This is a genomic window from Nocardia sp. NPDC006982 (assembly GCF_042869435.1).
Lineage (GTDB): Bacteria > Actinomycetota > Actinomycetes > Mycobacteriales > Mycobacteriaceae > Nocardia.
The window spans coordinates 1513753-1532135 of sequence record NZ_JBIAFV010000001.1 but is presented as its reverse complement, the minus strand read 5'-3'; the positions used below and the strand labels follow the sequence as shown (position 1 = coordinate 1532135).

Here is an 18383-nt window from a genome sequence, read left to right as displayed (position 1 = left end):
GGCATTCATATAAGGACTGGATCATGACCTCTACCCTCACAAATCTGTCACCGACAGGTTCGTTCAATCACGCGGCGATCAGTTCGGGTCGGCGTTTCGAGCCGGCGGCTGTCCTCTCGCCGGACACCAGCGTCCACGGCCTCGCACCCGAGGCCGGTTATATCTGGGGAACGGTGCGCGACGACGACGGCGGACTGCATTCGATCATGCGGCGCGTGCCCGCCGTTCGGGACGACAAGAAGGCGGGCGCCGACATTCGCTCCCTGGGCGGCAAGCTGATCCTGCTCTCCAGCGCGGGCGGCACCGAACAGATGCAGCTGCGCCGGGAGCCGCGCCACGCGCCCGAGAGCAACGAGCTGAGCCGGCGCGTTCTCGGCACCGGTGCCGTCGAGTTCACGTCACCGGCAAACGATCACGGGCGGGCCGTGACCCTGGAACTGTCCGCGCAGACGCTGCGTTATCAGGAGACCGATGTCATCGAGGTGACCGGAACCTTGGCCGCGCCGCCGTTGCAGTGGTTCCTTCCGGGCCCGGATTCCTCGCTGTTGTATCTGACCCAGACGTGGTTGGTCGAGGGCGACCTGGCGGGCAAGCACGTGCGCGGATTCCTGTTCTGGGAGGAGGCTTGGATGCGTGAGGGCGGCCGCCTGTACGTGGACAAGGATCCACTACACGATGCCGAGTACACGACCTGGTACTCGTGGGCCAACCACTTCGACGACGGCACCTCGGAGGTCGGGCACTTCCTGTTCGGCAACGGTGATTTCCACGTCGGAGTCATCGGTCACAGCGACGGCACGGTCACGACAGCCCGCACCATGGACGCGGTGATCCGCCGCGATGCCGATGGTTACTGGCACGACGGCATCGACTACACGATCAACGGTGACCCGTGGGTGTGCGAACCGGATCCGAACGGCCGTATGGAGGGCCTCGGGCGGATTCCCAACCCGCAGCAGGAGGGCCGTATTCACCGGGTCTCGGACACCCGGGTCCCCGACGTCTGGATGGCGTGGGGCGAGTCGGTTCCGGGGAACGGTGAACGTCGCCGCTGGTGATTCGTGACCGGTGAAAGTTCGCGTGGCCGCTGGCCCGGGTAGATGACTTAGAGTCGACGGATGGCGACTCGGACACCGGCTCGATCGTCGGACGACGAACCTCGGCGCACCGGCCGTCCATCCGACGCCACCGTGCAACAGCGGGTGTTACGAGAAGCCAGGGCCGAACTCATCTCCTCGGGAGTCGACGCCTTCAGTCTCACCGCCACCCTTCGTCGCGCGAAAGTCGGGAACAGCGGTTTCTACCGCCGCTGGTCGAGTGCGCAGGAGCTCATCGTCGATGCGCTGGCATCGATCGCGACGTGGCCCGAAATCCCTGATCTGGGTGATCTCCGGCAGGAGCTGAGCCTCCTGATCGAGGCATTCGACAGGCCGGATGCATGGCCCGGGCTGCAGGTCCTGTTCACCTTTGCCGGTCAGGCCGCCCGGCATCCGGAACTGTATGCCCACGTTCAGCGGACGGTGATCCTCCCCGGTAACGAACGTGTCGTCGCCGTGTTCGACCGCGCTTGCGCGCGAGGGGAATTCGCTGCGGATGCCGACCCGCGAGTACTGGCGGCGGCATTTCTGGGCGCGTTGACGGTCGTCGCGCAGTGGTCGGGGGGTGCGTCCAGCGGCTTCGCTGTCGACCTCGCGGCGGTGGTGGACACCTTCCTCGCGCTGTCCGGAGCGCCTCGGCCCGACGGGTTGTGACGGTCTGACCAGCGGCGCTCGCGGGGGCGAAGGTTGTGCGCGGTCTGCCCCGGGAACCTTGGATATATAGCTAAATATTTATGCTGTATGCTGTGTGGTGGATCACGCTTCGGTCTGCGGTCGAGTCAATGGACCGTTCGGATGATCGAGCGTGCGGAGGCCTCGGCGATGGAGGAGACATTGACTAGCAGTGGGCTGAAAGACCCGCGCAGGACACTCGACGGTAATGTCCACGAGTTCCTGGAGCCCGATGTGGAGACGGCTTCCAGGGACGCCATCAGGGCGGCTCAGGAAGCCGCGGTGGTGGAATTGGTCCGGTTCGCGTGGGACAACTCGCCGCTGTACCGCGAGCTCTGGAGCGCGGCCGGTGTGTCGCCGGACGATATCGAGACCCTGGAAGACTTCACGACGAAGATTCCGACCTTGACCAAGGCCGATATTCAGGCATTTCGAGCACGCACCGGCGACCCGTACGGCGGTCTGCTGTGCGTTGACCCGAAGACGTTGACTTCGGTGACCACAACCTCGGGTACGACTTCGGAGCCCGAACCTCTGCCTGAGGTCTGGACGGACGCCCCGCCGCTGCCCGCCATCTCCGCCCGCGATCTCTACGCGCACGGCCTGCGGCCCGGTGACCGGGTGATCGTCCCGGTCGGGACATTCCGCAATTACTGGGACGACTTCTACCTCGCGATGGGACTCACCCCGGTGTTCGCCGATAGCTGGCTGGGACAGGGCGAGGCCCTGGTGCGAGCCATCCGCGAGCACAAGGTCGCGTACATGCAGGTGCACCTACCGGCCATCATGGAGTTCGAGAAGCTCGAGGCGAAATACGACCTGCGCGAAGCGTTCACGTCGGTGAAATTCTTCGCCTTCGCGGGGCAGCCGATGGGTGCCGCGCTCAAGCGTAAGGTCACCGAGGACTGGGGCGTGAAGATCGTCACCTACACCAGCGCTGGTGACACCGGAACCGCCTGGGAGGGACCGGAACTCGATGGCTTCACGCTGTGGGAGGACACGATGCTCCCCGAGGTGGTCGACACGGTGACCGACCGGCCCGTCGGCGATAGAGAGATCGGCGAGCTGATCGCGACCGATCTCGACAACCGCGTGGCGCCCTACATCCGGTTCCGCTCCGGCGACCTCGTGCGGATGACCCATGAACCGTCACCCAGCGGCCGGACCCACGCCCGGATGTGGTTCGCCGGTCGCCGCGGCGACGAGACGGTCGTCGGCGGCAAGGCGATCGTGGTGGGCGATGTGTGGCGGCTGGTGGAATCACAGCCGGAACTGACCGACGGCATGTTCCAGATCATCCGGTCCAACGATCAGATGACCCGGTTGCGCCTGCGCGTCGGCTATGCGCCGGAGCGAACCGCGGACGTCGAGGAACTCGAACAACGGCTCCTCGCAATCCTGGAGTCCGAGCTGCACGTCAGCGTCGATATCACCATGCTCACGGTGGAGGAGATCCTTCAGTACAGCTCGAGCGTGGCCAAGTTCCCGAGGACGGTCAAGGGATGACACGGAAGACAATGTTGGAAGCGGTGCGCAGGTTTCCTCGGTCCCCCATTTACGGCATCGGTGTATGCCGCGCGGGGGAGGGATTCGTCGACTACGAGATCGGCTGGGAAGATCTGGAACGCGATGTCGTGTGGGCGCACGAGCGATTGGTCGCCGCGGGCGTCACAGCGGACGACCACGTGTTGATCACCACGCCGAACCATGAGGGGCCGTGGCTGAGCCCGGTCATCCGAGCGTTGCGGCGGATCGGTGCGACCTACACTCCTGCCGAAACCTACAACTGGGATTCGGCGCGGTTCCTTTCGGTGCTGACTCGCATGCCGATCACGGTGGTGATCGGCCTGTGCGCGGAAACTCTGGGATCGGTGAAGGCACAGAACCCGGATCTCGCGGCAGTATTCGAGAAGGTGCGGGTGATCTGGGCCCGGCCCGACGCCCACGCCGAACTGGTTGCCGCGAATGTGAATTCGACGCTCATGGCCTTTCTCGGCCCGGCACTCGCGCTGGCTCGACCCGACGCCCCGGAAGTGCTGCGAGTCGACGGAGCGGAATGGGATGTCCACGAAAAGGGCGGGTACCTGGTCGTCTCGGCCACCGCCGCCCGGACCGCGCGGATCATCGATGTTCCGACGGGTCTTTCAGGACAGGTGAGGACGGCGGGCGACACCATTCTGGTGGAATTCTGAGGGCGGCGCTCACCCTCGCCGGCGGCGGTGGGTGAGCGCCTGAGTCGTGCGAGGTTCTCCGGTCGAGAGGCGACGGCGTGGCACACGATGAGGACGATGCGGACAAAGGGACACCGGGGCTGCTCAGGGATGGGCGTTCGGTGCTCGTGCGGCGCCTCGACGCCTCCGATTTGGATCTCATAGTCGATTTCAGTCATCGACTGTCGCGCCGCACCGTATCGATGCGCATGCTCGGGCCGGTCGTAACGCTGGATCGCGCAGGTCTGGCGCGATTCATGAACCTCGGCACCCGAGATCAGGTGGCGCTCGTGGCGATCTACGAGAATCGAGCGGTCGGTGTCGGCGACTTCGCACGAATCGCCGGCAGGGACGACCGTGCCGAGGTGACCTTCACGATCGCAGACGAGTTCCAGTCCAACGGACTGGGCGGATTGCTGCTCGAACACATCGCTGCAGCCGCTCGCGACAGTGGGATCACGGTGCTCGAAGCCGACATTCTCGCCGAGAACATCGCCATGATCCGTACGCTCGAGAGTTCGGGTTATCTCGTCGAATTCGGGCCGCCCGGCTCGGTGATACACGCCGACATCGCGATTCACCCCAGGGCGCAGGTGGTCGCGGGCTCGGATCGCCGGGAACATCTGTCGACTCGCTCGTCGATGCAGCGAATCTTCGATTCTCGCACCGTTGCCGTGGTCGGAGCGGGCCTCAGTACGGACAACTTGGGGCGCGCCGTGGTGAAAAACCTGGTGACGCACGGGTTTCCGGGGCGCGTCTATGCGGTCAATCCGAACATCACGGCCGTGATGGGGCTCTCGACCCATCCCACCGTCAGTTCGATCGGCGAACCGATCGACCTCGTGGTGATCGCGGTTGCCGCCGACCTCGTCCCCGAGATCATGCGCGACTGTGCTGCCGCCGCGGTGGCCGCGGTGATCGTGGTGTCCGTCGGATTCGGTGAGCTGGGCGCGGCCGGCCGCGCCGCAGAGCGGGATATGGTCCGGTACGCACGTGCCCGGGGGATGCGCGTGATCGGGCCCGCGAGCATGGGGATTCTCGCGCAGCAGGGTTCGCGGCGCCTGGCCGCGACGTTCTCCGTGTCGCTGCCGCCGCCCGGAGTCGTGGCTGTGGCGAGCCAGTCGGGCACCCTCGGCCTCGCGGTTCTGGAGCACGCCTGCCGGATCGGTCTCGGATTGTCGAGCTTCGCGTCGCTGGGGCGTTCGGTGGACGTCTCACCGAACGACCTGTTGCAGTGGTGGGAAGAGGACACGGCCACCTCGGTGGTCCTGCTGGATCTCGAAAGATTCGGCAACGCAAGGAAGTTCGCTCGCCTCGCGCGGCGGGTCAGCGCACGAAAGCCCATTGTGACCGTAACCAGTGCGGTGCAGCCGTCATTCGGTGGGGCCCTCGACATGCGCACGATCGATCGGGGGGCGGTGACGGATACACTGTTCTCCCAGACCGGGATTGTCGCGACGCGAACGCTCGCCGAGATGTTCGACGTCGCAAGGCTTTTCGAGCACCAGCCGGTGCCGCGGGGAGAGCGCGTCGGCATTGTCACCAATGCTAGCCAGCCGGGTGTGCTGACGGGGGCCGCCAGCCGCGCTGCCGGCCTTCGATTGGCCGCCGTGAGTGATGCGACGCTGGCGACACTGCGCGAGCTGGTGCCGAGCAGCGAACCGGTCAATCCTTTCGACCTGACTCCCCGAGCGGATGCCGATCGGTACGAGGCGGCGGTTCGGGCGCTTCTGGAAGACGACGGAGTCGATTCCGTCATCGCGCTCTTCACTCCACCGCTCGCGCAGAACCCGGACGCTATTGCTACTGCATTGGTGCGCGCCGGTTCGGTCGCGCCCCACAAAACTCTTGTCGCCAGCTTCGATGGGGTGGAAGGGGTTTTGTCGGCACCGGAGGTGAGCGGTCGGTCGGTACCCAGCTACACCTTCCCGGAGACTGCAGCCAGCGCCCTCGGGCGGGCAACCGCCTATGGGCTCTGGCGGCGCCAGCCCGCCGGTGTGCAGCAGCAGCCGAAAGGTATCGATGTGCCGCGCGTGCGTGCCGTCGTGGATCGAGCCGGGGTCGGTGTCGCCGCCGGCGCCGACGTCGCCGAACTTCTGGATGCCGTAGGCCTGGCGGTGCAGCCGGACCACGATGTCTCGGGTCCGGAAGTCACCATCTCGATTGTCACCGACTCGACCTTCGGCCCGCTGATCGCTTTCGGAGTGCTCGGTGAGCCGATCAGTCTGTTCGGAGACATCGCATTTCACATCACGCCGGTCAGTGACCTCGACGCCGCGCGGATGGTGCGTTCGGTGCGCGCCTTCCCGCTGCTCGAGGCGTTCGACGTGGACGGTTTGGTCGATGCGATTCTGCGCACCGCATGGATGATCGAGGAACTGCCGGAGCTGACCGAATTGCGCCTCTCACCCGTGACGGCCGGCACCGTGGGGCAGAGGGCGGTGGTGCGCGAGGCGCACGTCGTGTTCTCCGTGGCGGCCGAGGAGCGCCGTCATCGGGAACCCAGAATTCAGTCGCCGTGAGGGGGCGATTTTCTCCCCAGCCTCAGTCGGTGGGATGCGAAATGCCGTGCAGCACATAGTACGTCAGCTCAGTGATCGCGTCCGCGCGCGCGGGGGCGGAGCCGCCGACGAACAGCAGGTCCGCGTGAATCACCGCAGAGAGCACCATGCCGAATGTGAGGCGCACCGTCATCATCGGGTCGCGGGTGGGCAGGCCGTGCTCCGCGACGCCGTCGCGGACGGTTCGTTCCAACCGTGTGAACAGTGACTCGATCCGCTCAGCAGCGGCCGGATGGTGTGTTCGCGCCGCGAGCAGCGCCGTGACGAGTTGGCGGTTGTCGTCGAAGAACTCGTACAGCAGCGTCACGTAATCGCGGGCCAATTCTTCGACCGATTCGCCACTGAGGCCGTGATGGGACCAATGCCACGACCACCGGTCGACGAACGTCTCGAACGGATCCAGGACAGCGGAGTCGAAAAGGCCCGCCTTGTTGCCGAAATGGCGGAAGAGCAGCACCTCGGTGACGTCGGCCCGCCGCGCTATCTCCTTGGTCGACGCGCCGGCATAGCCCTGCTCCGCGAACACCTCGCGCGCGGAATCGAGCAACCGGGCGCGGATTTCGTCGCCGGTCCGACGCCCGCGCGTGGTGCGACCGGCGCCGGTAGTCATATGCCGCCCACCGCCACGTCGTCCCCGCTTCCGGTCGGAGGGTCTTCATTCGGACGTTGACAGACCTTACCGCAGGTCGCTATACAGTAATCACTATCTAACAAAGTGGCCTAGAACACAAAGGAGGCCGATAGTGACTGATCTGACAGAGCTCTCCGCGCAGCGTGACACCTCCGATCGAATCCGGACTTTCGACGAGCGTGTGCGCGACGACTTCGTGCCGAAAGCTCCGTACTACGCACCCGAATTCGCACAGCTGGAAAAGCAGCGACTGTGGCCGGAGATTTGGCAGGTAGCATGCCGGCTGGAGGAGATTCCGCATCCCGGCGATTTCGTCACCTACGACATCGCGGACGAGTCGATCATCGTCAGCAGGGTCGATGAAACCGACGTCGTGGCGTACTACAACGTATGCCAGCACCGAGGACGCCGACTCACCGAAGGGTGTGGCAACGCCAAGAACTTCTACTGCCGCTACCACGGGTGGCGCTGGGATCTGAATGGCAATCCGAAGGAAGTCGTGGACCGGGACGACTACAACGGGGTCCTGCAGGATCCGGAGATCCGGCTGAAATCCGTCGCCGTCGACACCTGGGGCGGGTTCGTATTCGTCTGCATGGCAGCCGATCCCGAGCCGCTGCGCGACTACCTCGCGCCGGTGCCCGAGATCTTCGACGGCTACGAGTTCGAGAAGATGCGATACCGCTGGTACAAGTCCGTAATTCTGCCTTGCAATTGGAAGGTTGCCCTGGAGGCTTTCAACGAGGGCTACCACGTCCAGGCGACACACCCTCAGATCCTCCGGTTCTCCGACGACTGGACGGTGAGCGAGGCTTTCGGAAAGCACTCGATGTTCACCTATCCACCGGACAATCGGCCGTTGGGGTTCCCGTCCAAGCGGTTGGGCGGTGAAGTGCCCAAGGACCTCCGGCACGGTCTGTTCGGCTTCCTGGAGATGATGGAGAAGGACCTGCGCGCCATCTACAGCGCGCGGGACTTCGAAGCGGCCAAACGCCTGCTGACGGAGGTGCCCGAAGACGAGGAGCCCACCACCGTCCTGATGAAACTGATGATGTTTCAGCGCGAAGCCGCCGTCGGCGACGGTGCGGGCTGGCCGGACGGTCTGAGCTTCGAGAACATCGTCCGGGCCGGAGTCGACTGGCACATGTTCCCGAATCTGATCGTGCTGCCCTACATGGACGCCGCGCTCTGGTACCGGGCCCGCCCCAACGGCGACGATCCCGATTCCTGCGTCTTCGATGTGTGGTCACTGGCGCGCTATCCGGAGGGGCAGGAGCCGCCGCTGGAACGGCAGTTCTTCACCGACTGGCGAGACCACGACGACTGGGGCGGAATCCTTCCCCAGGATTTCCAGAACCTGCATCAGGTACAGCAGGGCATGAAGTCGCGGGGCTTTGCCGGCTCGCGCACGAATCCCGTTCAGGAGAAGCCGATTTCGAACTTTCACCGCACCTTGCACCGCTATCTCGGCACGGATACCACCGGAGACGACCTTCGATGACGACACCAGCCCCATCCACACAGACCGCGGTGTCCGCCGCGATGTCCTCCGAGCGACTGGTCGAGATCTACCGAATCGCCGAGCGCATCCATCACACCGACGAACGCATCCGTTCACTGCTCATGTCCGGTGAGATCGCCCTGTCCTACTACTCCCCGCGCGGCCAGGAGATCGTCGCCGCCGCGACCGCGGTATCGCTGCGCCCGACGGACTACGTCGTCACGACCTATCGCGGCCTGCATGATCAAGTCGCCAAGGGCGTGCCGCTGCGATTGCTGCTGGCGGAGTACTTCGGCAAGGTGACGGGATCGTGCAAGGGCAAAGGCGGCCCGATGCACGTCACGCATCCCGAGTCCGGGGTCATGCTGACCACCGGTGTCGTCGGCAGCGGCCTGCCCATCGCGAACGGCCTGGCGCTGGCCGCGCAACTGCGTGGCGAGGATCGCGCCGTGGTGGCGAATTTCGGCGACGGGGCCAGCAATATCGGTGCCTTCCACGAGGCGTTGAACCTGGCCTCGGTCTGGAAGCTGCCGGTGGTGTTCCTGTGCCAGAACAACGGTTACGCCGAGCACACCACCTACGCCAACGGCACGAGTTGCGCGAATGTCGCGGATCGAGCGGCCGGTTACGGCATGCCCGGGGTGACGGTGAACGGCGATGATCCCGCCGACATGTTCACTGCGGCAACGCGTGCCGTGGCAGCGGCACGAGCCGGCGAAGGCCCGACTCTGCTGGAGGCCAAGACCTTCCGGTTCATGGGTCATTTCTTCGGCGACGACAGCAGCTATATCGATGAGGAGATCTACGCGCAGCGTCTGGCCGCGGATCCGGTTCCGGGTTTGCGTGCTCGGTTGATCGATTCCGGTGCCGCCGACGAGGCGCAGCTCGCGGCGATCGATGCGGACGTGCGGCGCGAGGTCGAAGACGCGATCGAATTCGCCAGGGCCGGCGATTATCCCGCTGTGGATGAGCTCGGCCGCGATGTGTATGCCCAGGAGGTCACGGTATGAGCGCGGGAACGATCACCTTCGCGCAGGCGTCCAATATGGCGATGGACGAGGCCCTCGCCACCGACGATTCGGTATTTCTGCTGGGCGAGGACATCGCCGACCGCGAGGGCGGCGGTGTGGCGAAGGTGACCGCGGGGCTGTCGACAAAGCATGGGGCACACCGGGTCCGCAGCACGCCGATCAGTGAACAGGCGATCGCCGGCGCCGCGGTGGGCGCGGCGCTGGCGGGTATGCGCCCGGTCGCGGAGATCATGCTGGCGAATTTCCTGGCGGTCGCGATGGACCAGATCGTCAACCACGCCGCAAAGATTCGCTTCATGTCGGGCGGGCAAACGGGTGTGCCGTTGACGATCCGCACCATGAGCGGTGCCGGAATGGGTTCGGGCGGACAGCATTCCGATATGCCCGAGGCATGGCTGGCACACGTTCCGGGCCTCAAGGTCGTCACCGGGTCGACCCCCGCCGAGGTCAAGGGTCTGCTGCTGTCGTGCATCTTCGATGACGACCCGTGCATCTTCCTGGAGACGATGCCGACGTATTGGGACAAGGGTCCCGCACCCGAGCCCGGCCTGCGAATCCCGCTGGGAAAGGCCAATATCGCGCGTCCGGGCAGCGACGTCACCGTCATCAGCTATGGCAGGCCGGTGGCCCAGGTACTCGCGCTCGCGGAACGCCTGGCCGGCGAAGGTATCGGTGTCGAGGTCGTCGATCTGCGGACGATTTCCCCCCTGGACAAGGACACCGTGCTCGCGTCGGTAGCGCGGACCGGGCGCGCGGTCGTGGTGCACGAGGCGGTGACGCGATTCGGGGTGGGCGCCGAGATCTCGGCGATGATCGCGGAGGAACTGCGCGGCGACGCGCGCACACCGGTGGTCCGGGTCGGCTCCCGGAATTGCCCGGTGCCTTTTGCTCGGGTGCTGGAACAGGAATTCATGTACAGCGACGCCCGCATCGACGCGGCGATCCGTGAGGTGATGTGATGCCGCTCGTTCACAAGATCAAGATCCCGAAACTCGGTATGGCCGTGGACGAAGCGACCCTGTCGGAGTGGCTGGTCTCCGACGGCGACCGGGTCGAGGCCGGTTCGCCGATCTATATCGCGGCCACCGACAAGGTGGAGCAGGAGATCGAGTCGCCGGTCTCGGGAAAGATCAGGCTGATCGGCGTGGTCGAGCAGACGTATCCGGTGGGCACCCTGGTCGCCGAGATCGAGGGCGAGTCATGACCGCCGAATGGGATGCCGTCACCGATTGCCTGATGGTCGGCAGTGGCGGGGGCGCGCTGTGTGGTGCGCTCGCCGCCGCCGCGGCCGGCCGGCAGGTCCTGGTCATCGAGAAGACCGATGTGGTCGGCGGATCTACCGCGATGTCCGGGGGAGTGCTGTGGTTGCCGGACAACCCGGTCTCCGCCCGCGCCGGTGTCGAGGACAGCAGGTCCGACGCCCTGCGATACTTCGATGCGGTTGTCGGCCGGGACACCCGCTCGGCTTCGCCCGAGCGGGTGACGGCGTTTCTCGACGCCATCGGCCCGATGGTGGAATTCCTGGAGCAGCAAGGCATTCCGTTCCGGCACTGCGAAGGCTATTCCGACTACTACGACGACCGGCCGGGCGGCAAGGCGCGCGGACGGTCGCTGGAAACCGAACTGTTCGATACGACGCAACTCGGTCCGTGGGAGAAGCGGTACCGGATCAGCGAGACCCTGCCTGCCATTCCGATGTACACGGCCGAGGTGGCCGCGATGTCACTCGGCGTTCGGACGTGGCGATCGGTTCTGACGATGGGCAAGGTCGGGGCCCGGCTCGTCACGGCGGCCCTGCGGCGCCGATCGGTCCGGGGGTCCGGCGCGGCGTTGCAAGGCTGGATGTTGCTCGCGGCGGCTCGTGCCGACGTTCCGATCTGGACCTCGACCCGAGTCACCGACCTGATCGAGGAAAACGGGGTCGTCGTCGGCGTACACGCCGTCCGCGACGGCCGCACGATCCGGATCCGGGCGCGCGACGGCGTGCTGATCAATTCCGGTGGTTTCTCGCACAACGCGGAGATGCGTGCGAAGTACGGCCGCTGCCCCGCCTCGACCGAGTGGACGGTCGCCAATCCCGGCGATACCGGAGAAGTGTTGCAAGCGGCGATGGATCTCGGCGCGGCGACCGACCTGATGGACGAGGCGTGGTGGATCCCCTCCTCGGTCCAGCCCGACCAGTCGCCACTGTACGCGGTTTTCGAGCGGTCCAAACCACACGCGATCATGGTCGACGGCACGGGCGAGCGGTACGTCAACGAGGCTGCCTCTTACATGGAGGTTGGCCAGGCGATGTACGAGCGCAACGCCGTCGCACCGGCGATACCGAGCTGGTGGATCATGGACAGCCGCAACCGGCGTCGCTACCTGTGGGGCATGGCGCCTGGTGGTGTGACGCCGCGGCAATGGATTTCGAGCGGTTATATGATCAAGGCAAGTTCGATTGCCGCGCTGGCCGACCGGTGTGGCGTCGAGCAGGCCGCGCTGGAGAAGACCCTCGAGCGGTACAACGCCGCCGCTGCGCACGGCACGGATCCCGACTTCGCCAAGGGAGAACGCGCCTACGATCGGTACTACGGCGATCCGCGAGTGCGGCCGAATCCTTGTGTCGCGCCGGTGGACCGGCCGCCGTACTATGCCGTGGCGCTGTATCCGGGCGACGTGGGCACCTGCGGCGGGCTGGTCACCGACGCGGACGCGCGAGTCCTGCGCGCCGACGGCACGGTGATCGGCGGTCTCTACGCCACTGGCAATTGCACGGCCTCGGTCATGGGCCGGACCTATCCCGGCGCGGGTGCCAGTATCGGCGCGTCGTTCGTCTTCGGTTGGCGGGCAGCTCAACACATGGTCCGCGCCGGTGCTGCTTCGGCCGCAGGCAAAGCAGGACGAAAGACCCCGATGACCGATACCTGAGGTCACCTGGCCGAGCGAAGCTTCGGTCGACGGTGAGGTCGGCGTTGCCAGGAGGGTCCGCGATATGCGGGCCCTCCTTTGCGTCGGGGCTCGTCCGAACAACCGGCCGCATTCGGATCGGTTCCATGCGGGGTCCGCATGTGACCGCTCATGGAGTCGGTGGAAGTTGGCCTCGCAGAAGCACATACGCGAGGGCGGTGACGAATTGCTCGATGGGGTTCACCAAATCGAAGGTCATATGCTTTTCCAGCTCTCATGTCTCCGTGAATCCTTGCAAGAGAAGGCATCCGGCTCGAATATGCAGTCTTGCGGTCGGCGGAATCGGGGGAAGACGTGAAATCGAGCCGAATCCACCAGATCATATATCTATAAGTGTGGTTCCGCGTGGAGCGCCGTGTCGTCGGATTCGGTAGCGATGGATGTGCTGGAACCGTGCAAAGGTGGCTGGTCGGTTCAGGTGAATGGTTCGGACTCCGACGGGAGAGTCCGAGGGCGGCGCGAGGTTAAACCGAGGAAGTATCCTAAATATTCTGGTGGGACAGGCCTTTCGGTGAGATACGCTCCGATCCTCGCTCGATTCGGCCAATCGGGTCTCAGCTCGCGTGCTGGTCGAGTGACCGAATGCTGTTGAGTAGCACAGCCATTGCAATCAGTTAAATAATCTGTCAAGATGGGCGCCGATTGTGTGACTGGGCGCACATTTCAATGACAAGGAGGGACAGTGCGGCTTCCGCTCGATACCCCCGTGCGGGCAGTTGGAGACTTTTTCCACATGTGCGCGACGACCGCGCGCTGTGCGGTACGCCGACCGTTCCAATGGGCCGAGTTCTTCGAGCAGGGCTGGTTTCTGGTCCGTGTCGCGCTGTTGCCGACCTTGCTTGTCGCCCTGCCGTTCACGGTTCTGGTGATCTTCACGTTGAACATCCTGCTGGTCGAATTCGGCGCGCAGGACTTGTCGGGTGCCGGTGCCGGGCTGGGTGTGGTGACACAAGTCGGCCCGCTCGTGACAGTGCTCATCGTTGCCGGCGCCGGTGCTACCGCCATCTGCGCAGATCTCGGCTCGCGAACCATCCGGGAGGAGATCGATGCCGTCCGGGTCCTCGGAATCGATCCGATCCACCGGTTGGTCGTGCCTCGTGTCTACGCCTCGACGCTTGTCGCGGTGCTGTTGAACGCCCTGGTCGTAACAGTTGGGCTGGTCGGCGGCTTCCTGTTCTCGGTCTTCGTGCAGAGCGTGACGCCCGGGTCCTACGTCGCCAGCCTCACTTTCGTGACCGGTGTTCCCGAGGTCGTCATCTCCGAGATCAAGGCGGGGCTGTTCGGGCTGGTGGCCTCACTGGTGGCCTGCTACATGGGATTGCATGTGAAGGGTGGTCCGAAGGGTGTGGGCGATGCGGTCAACGAAACCGTCGTCTACGCGTTCATGGCACTGTTCGCGGTGAACGTCGTCGTCACCGCCATCGGAGTGAAAGCGACGGTGCGATAGCGCCATGTCGAATATCGCCACCGTCCGCAGTAGGTACCCGAGGTACTTTCGCCGATTGTCCGGGCTGGGACGCAGTGTTCGTCTCGTCGGTGAACACGGCGTGTTCTACTTCCGCGCTTTCCGTGAGATCGGTCATGCGTTGTCCGCCTATCGCAAGGAAACGCTGCGCATCGTCGCTGAAATGGGTATGGGCACAGGAGCATTGGCGATCATCGGCGGCACGGTGGTGATCGTGTCCTTCATGACGCTCTCGGCCGGGGCGCTCCTGGCCATCCAAGGATTCGCGTCCCTCAGCAATATCGGTGTCGAAGCGCTGACCGGATTCTTTGCGGCATTCATCAACGTGCGGATCGCCGCACCGGTCACTTCCGGAATCGCCTTGGCGGCCACCATCGGTGCGGGTGCGACCGCGCGCATCGGAGCGATGCGCATCAACGAGGAGATCGACGCGATGGAGGTCATGGCGATCCGGTCGATCGCCTACGTGGTATCCACCCGCGTCATCGGCGGCCTGATCGTGATCATCCCGGTCTATTCGATGGCAGTGCTGATGTCGTTTCTCTCCGCGCAGCTGTACACGACCTATATCGCCGGCCAGTCGGCCGGCGTCTACAACCACTACTTCTATACGTTCCTGCGACCGGCCGATCTGATGTTCTCCTTCCTGCAGGCGATCGTGATGTCGATATCCGTCATGCTGATCCACTGCTTCTACGGCTATCACGCCTCGGGCGGTCCATCGGGAGTCGGATTCGCTGTCGGCCGCGCTGTACGAGCCTCGCTGATCGCCGTGGTCTCGGTAACTCTGCTCGTGTCACTGGCTGTCTACGGCACGTCCGGAAACTTCGACTTGGCGGGATGAGGACGATTTCTGTGGCATTTCTGCGAAAGTCGCGCCAAGGGAAGTACAAGAAGCCGCCTGTACTGCGCGCCGGTGTCCTGTTGCTGGCGGCGCTGCTCGGCGTCGTCTGGCTGTGCCTGGCATCCTTCCGCGGTGCGTTTCACTCGGTCGTCCGCGCGCAGGTGGTCTCGGATCGTTCCGGTTTGGTCATGGAACCCGGATCCAAGGTCAAACTGCATGGCGTCCCAGTGGGAACCGTGGAATCGGTTTCCCTCGCAGCGGGGAGGTCGACGGTGAATATCGAGCTCGAGCCCGGCAAGGTGACGCTGATTCCTTCGAACGTCGCGGCGGAGATCAAGCCGACCACAGTCTTCGGTTCGAAATACATCGAGCTGGTTGTGCCGGAGAGCCCGGCGCGGTCGCACCTGAGCGCCGGCGCGGCGATACCGGCGCGCAATGTATCCACTGAGGTCAATACGGTATTCCAGAACCTCACCGGCGTGATGAATCAGATCGAACCCGAGAAGCTCAGCGCCACGCTGGCGGCGTTGGATGAGGGGCTGAGCGGCAGGGGAGCGCAGCTCGGCCGAACTCTCACCGATGCGGATGCGTTGCTGGTAGCGCTCAATCCGCAGCTGCCTGCGCTGCGGGCCGATTTGCGCGAAACGGCCGATGCGGCAACCAATCTGGGCGACGCGGGCGTGAATCTGATGACGATTCTCCGAGACGCGTCGGTGACCTCGGATACGGTCGTCGCCCGTCGCGATGACCTGGACGGCGTACTCGACTCCGCGGCGGCTCTGGGGCGCAGTGGTAGGTCGATATTCGGCGACAGCGGCCGAGGAATCATCGACACGTTGCGGCTGCTGACGCCCACGACTGCGCTGTTGAGCAAATACAGCCCTGAGTTCGTCTGCATGCTGCACCTCGGCGCAATGGACGCGGAAAATATGGCCGATACGGTCGACGTCACGAACTATTCGGTGCGGCTGGATGCCGGTCTGTTGCTGGGTGACGATCCATACAAATATCCCGAGAATTTGCCCGTGGTGGCGGGCAAGGGCGGTCCGCGCGGTACGCCCGGATGTTACCCGCCGGTCACCTGGGACACGTATCCGGCACCCTATCTGAGAATAGACAACGGAGCTCCACTCCACGGTCCGGGAACCGATCATCCGCGCCCTGCGGATCCGACAATCGTCGATTTCATGTTCGGATTCACCTTGCCCGGAGGTGGTCGCTGATGCGGATCACCGGCCCGGCCGTAAAATTTACGCTGTTCATCGCTACGATGAGTTTCTTCTTGTTCGCCATCGTTACGGTATTCGGCAATTTGAGGTTCGATCGGGAGACCGATTACCGCGCTATTTTCAGCGATGTCTCGAGTTTGCGGGCGGGCCAGTTCGTACGAATCGCGGGAGTCGAGGCCGGACGTGTGCGCAGTGTTTCGGTCGTCGATGACTCGAAGGCTCTGGTCACCTTCTCGGTGGCCAAGAATGTGGTGCTCACCGACGGTACACATCCGATGGTGCGCTACGAAAACCTCGTCGGCGACCGGTATTTGGAGCTGACACAGGGGGCTGGATCGTCTCGGCCGCTACCGAAGGGCGCGACGATCGGAGTGGACAAGACGGCTCCGGCTCTGGATATCGACGCGCTCATCGGAGGATTCAGGCCCCTGTTCAAGGCGCTGGACCCGGACCAGGTCAATCAATTGTCCAGTGAACTGATTGCCGTCTTGCAAGGCCAGAATGCGGATATCTCCAACTTTCTGGCCCACACGGCGAGTCTTACCTCGGCGCTGGCCGACCGCGACGCCTTGATCGGCAGTGTCATCGGCAACTTGAATTCCCTGCTCGGGACGATCGATGACAAGAACGGTCGGTTCGATTCGATGATCGACAATCTGCAGAAAGTGGTCAGCGGAATCTCCGCGCAGACGGACCCGATCGGTTCTGCATTGACCCATGTCGACGGCGTGTCGAGTTCGGTCGCCCAATTGCTGGACGTAACGCACGGCACGATCCGGTCCGATGTCGGCGAATTGGGTCGGGTAAGCACGAACATCGACAACGACCGGAGCTATGTGGACAATCTGCTGTCGCAATTGCCGGACAGATATCAACGCCTGAGCCGACTGGGTCTTTATGGCGACTTCTTCTCGTTTTATCTGTGCGATGCGACGTTGAAGGTCAACGGCCCCAAGGGTGATCCGGTTTATATCAATGTTGTCGGCCAACGCGCAGGAAGATGTACTCCACCGAAATGAACGGAATGCTGGAATCCAACTCGTTCCGCGCAGGCCTGATCGGCGCGGTTCTCGTGATCGCAGGCGTGCTGAGCGCGCAGAATTACGACCACGTCCCCTATCTGGCCGCACATCGGGAATACGAGGCATATTTCGCGGAGGCCGCCGGGCTGCGGGCCGGCGCACCGGTGGAGGTCGCCGGCGTCACGGTCGGGCAGGTGACGAACCTCGACCTGAGGGGCAACAAAATTCTGGTCCGGTTCACCGCGAACGGCGTCCGGCTCGGCGATCAGACCGAGGCGGCCATCAAGACCAAGACGGTGCTGGGTTCCAAGATGATGGAACTGCGTCCGCGAGGAACCGCGGCGCTGCGCCCCGATTCGGCGATCGGTCTGGAGCACACCTCCACTCCCTACGTCCTGCCCGATACGCTCGGGGATCTCACGACGTCGATCAGCGGGCTGAAGACCGACCAGATCACCCAGGCATTGCATGTGCTGAGCTCGAGCGTCGACGCGGTGCAGCCGGATCTGGCCGGCGCGCTGGACGGCGTTGCGCGCCTGTCGGAATCGGTCGACAGCCGCGACCGGATGCTCACCGAGCTACTCTCGCACGCCTCCGGAGTCACGCAGGTGCTGGCCAAGCGCAGCGACCAGTTGAATCGGCTGGTTGTCGACGGCAACACCCTGCTGGCAGGCCTGGATGCGCGCGGCGCCGCGATCGCAACCTTGCTCGACAACGTGAACCAGGTGTCGCAGCAACTGCGGCAGCTGGTAGCTGACAACCGGGAGCAGCTCGGCCCCGTCCTGGATCGGTTCAACAATGTCCTCGACCTGCTGGATCGGCGTCGGTCCGAGATACAGCAGTCCCTGCTTCCACTGAGCCAGTACGCGCTGTCCCTCGGCGAGTCGGTGGCGTCGGGGCCCTTCTTCAAGGCCTACATCGTCAACCTGTTGCCCGGACAGTTCCTGCAGCCGTTCATCGACGCGGCCTTCAAGGACGCCGGAGTGGACCCGTCGATCCTGGGCGGGCCGACCTACAAGATCGACGGCGGATACAACAACCCACCGGGCACGGTGCCACCCGAGGACACCGCTCCTGGGCCGAACACGCCGGTGCCCGCCGCACCGCCCCCGCCGTTCCCGACATTCCCTCCCGTACCCACGCTTCCGATCCCCGGAGCCAGGTGATT

16 protein-coding genes are annotated in these 18383 nt (G+C 64.4%); 15 read left to right on the top strand and 1 reads right to left on the bottom strand.

Annotated elements, in window-relative coordinates; translation table 11 throughout:
* Nucleotides 1-23 precede the first annotated feature (23 nt).
* From ACFYOW_RS06925 to ACFYOW_RS06905, 5 genes are all read left to right on the top strand, one after another.
* Complete coding sequence (locus ACFYOW_RS06925) at nucleotides 24-1058, top strand: hypothetical protein (RefSeq protein ID WP_387285231.1); 1035 nt, start codon at nucleotides 24-26, stop codon at nucleotides 1056-1058.
* Nucleotides 1059-1118: 60 nt separating this feature from the next.
* The gene (locus tag ACFYOW_RS06920; RefSeq protein ID WP_387285229.1) at nucleotides 1119-1751 is read left to right on the top strand and encodes a TetR-like C-terminal domain-containing protein; all 633 of its coding nucleotides are present in this window, start codon (nucleotides 1119-1121) and stop codon (nucleotides 1749-1751) included.
* Nucleotides 1752-1892: 141 nt separating this feature from the next.
* The gene (locus ACFYOW_RS06915) at nucleotides 1893-3275 is read left to right on the top strand and encodes a phenylacetate--CoA ligase family protein (protein ID WP_387285227.1); all 1383 of its coding nucleotides are present in this window, start codon (nucleotides 1893-1895) and stop codon (nucleotides 3273-3275) included.
* The gene (locus ACFYOW_RS06910) at nucleotides 3272-3961 is read left to right on the top strand and encodes a hypothetical protein (protein WP_387285225.1); all 690 of its coding nucleotides are present in this window, start codon (nucleotides 3272-3274) and stop codon (nucleotides 3959-3961) included. Before ACFYOW_RS06915 ends, ACFYOW_RS06910 begins: the two co-directional genes overlap by 4 nt.
* A 77-nt stretch (nucleotides 3962-4038) precedes the next feature.
* Nucleotides 4039-6501 carry a GNAT family N-acetyltransferase gene (locus ACFYOW_RS06905; RefSeq protein ID WP_387285223.1) on the top strand — a complete coding sequence of 821 codons (2463 nt, stop codon included), beginning with the start codon at nucleotides 4039-4041 and terminating at the stop codon, nucleotides 6499-6501.
* Between the two features lie 22 nt (nucleotides 6502-6523).
* Here ACFYOW_RS06905 and ACFYOW_RS06900 read toward each other — a convergent pair whose 3' ends face one another.
* A complete protein-coding gene (locus ACFYOW_RS06900) occupies nucleotides 6524-7150 on the bottom strand; it encodes a TetR/AcrR family transcriptional regulator (RefSeq protein WP_387285222.1) in 627 nt (208 codons plus the stop codon).
* A gap of 133 nt (nucleotides 7151-7283) precedes the next feature.
* On the opposite strand from ACFYOW_RS06900, the gene ACFYOW_RS06895 reads away from it, so the two are divergent.
* From ACFYOW_RS06895 to ACFYOW_RS06850, 10 genes are all read left to right on the top strand, one after another.
* The gene (locus ACFYOW_RS06895) at nucleotides 7284-8672 is read left to right on the top strand and encodes an SRPBCC family protein (protein WP_387285220.1); all 1389 of its coding nucleotides are present in this window, start codon (nucleotides 7284-7286) and stop codon (nucleotides 8670-8672) included.
* Entirely contained in the window at nucleotides 8669-9682 is a 1014-nt protein-coding gene (locus ACFYOW_RS06890) for a thiamine pyrophosphate-dependent dehydrogenase E1 component subunit alpha (protein ID WP_387285218.1), read from the top strand. The genes ACFYOW_RS06895 and ACFYOW_RS06890 overlap by 4 nt, the downstream gene beginning before the upstream one ends.
* Nucleotides 9679-10662 carry an alpha-ketoacid dehydrogenase subunit beta gene (locus ACFYOW_RS06885; RefSeq protein WP_387285216.1) on the top strand — a complete coding sequence of 328 codons (984 nt, stop codon included), beginning with the start codon at nucleotides 9679-9681 and terminating at the stop codon, nucleotides 10660-10662. The genes ACFYOW_RS06890 and ACFYOW_RS06885 overlap by 4 nt, the downstream gene beginning before the upstream one ends.
* The gene (locus tag ACFYOW_RS06880; RefSeq protein WP_387285214.1) at nucleotides 10662-10907 is read left to right on the top strand and encodes a biotin/lipoyl-containing protein; all 246 of its coding nucleotides are present in this window, start codon (nucleotides 10662-10664) and stop codon (nucleotides 10905-10907) included. Before ACFYOW_RS06885 ends, ACFYOW_RS06880 begins: the two co-directional genes overlap by 1 nt.
* Entirely contained in the window at nucleotides 10904-12616 is a 1713-nt protein-coding gene (locus ACFYOW_RS06875) for an FAD-binding protein (RefSeq protein ID WP_387285212.1), read from the top strand. The genes ACFYOW_RS06880 and ACFYOW_RS06875 overlap by 4 nt, the downstream gene beginning before the upstream one ends.
* Before the next feature lie 772 nt (nucleotides 12617-13388).
* Entirely contained in the window at nucleotides 13389-14102 is a 714-nt protein-coding gene (locus tag ACFYOW_RS06870) for an MlaE family ABC transporter permease (protein WP_387286051.1), read from the top strand.
* A 4-nt stretch (nucleotides 14103-14106) separates the two neighbouring features.
* Nucleotides 14107-14964, top strand: coding sequence for an ABC transporter permease (locus ACFYOW_RS06865; RefSeq protein WP_387285210.1), 858 nt, complete (start codon nucleotides 14107-14109; stop codon nucleotides 14962-14964).
* Entirely contained in the window at nucleotides 14961-16187 is a 1227-nt protein-coding gene (locus tag ACFYOW_RS06860) for an MCE family protein (RefSeq protein ID WP_387285208.1), read from the top strand. Before ACFYOW_RS06865 ends, ACFYOW_RS06860 begins: the two co-directional genes overlap by 4 nt.
* Nucleotides 16187-17212, top strand: coding sequence for an MCE family protein (locus ACFYOW_RS06855; protein WP_387285206.1), 1026 nt, complete (start codon nucleotides 16187-16189; stop codon nucleotides 17210-17212). The genes ACFYOW_RS06860 and ACFYOW_RS06855 overlap by 1 nt, the downstream gene beginning before the upstream one ends.
* Nucleotides 17209-18381, top strand: coding sequence for an MCE family protein (locus ACFYOW_RS06850; RefSeq protein WP_387285204.1), 1173 nt, complete (start codon nucleotides 17209-17211; stop codon nucleotides 18379-18381). Before ACFYOW_RS06855 ends, ACFYOW_RS06850 begins: the two co-directional genes overlap by 4 nt.
* Nucleotides 18382-18383: the final 2 nt, after the last annotated feature.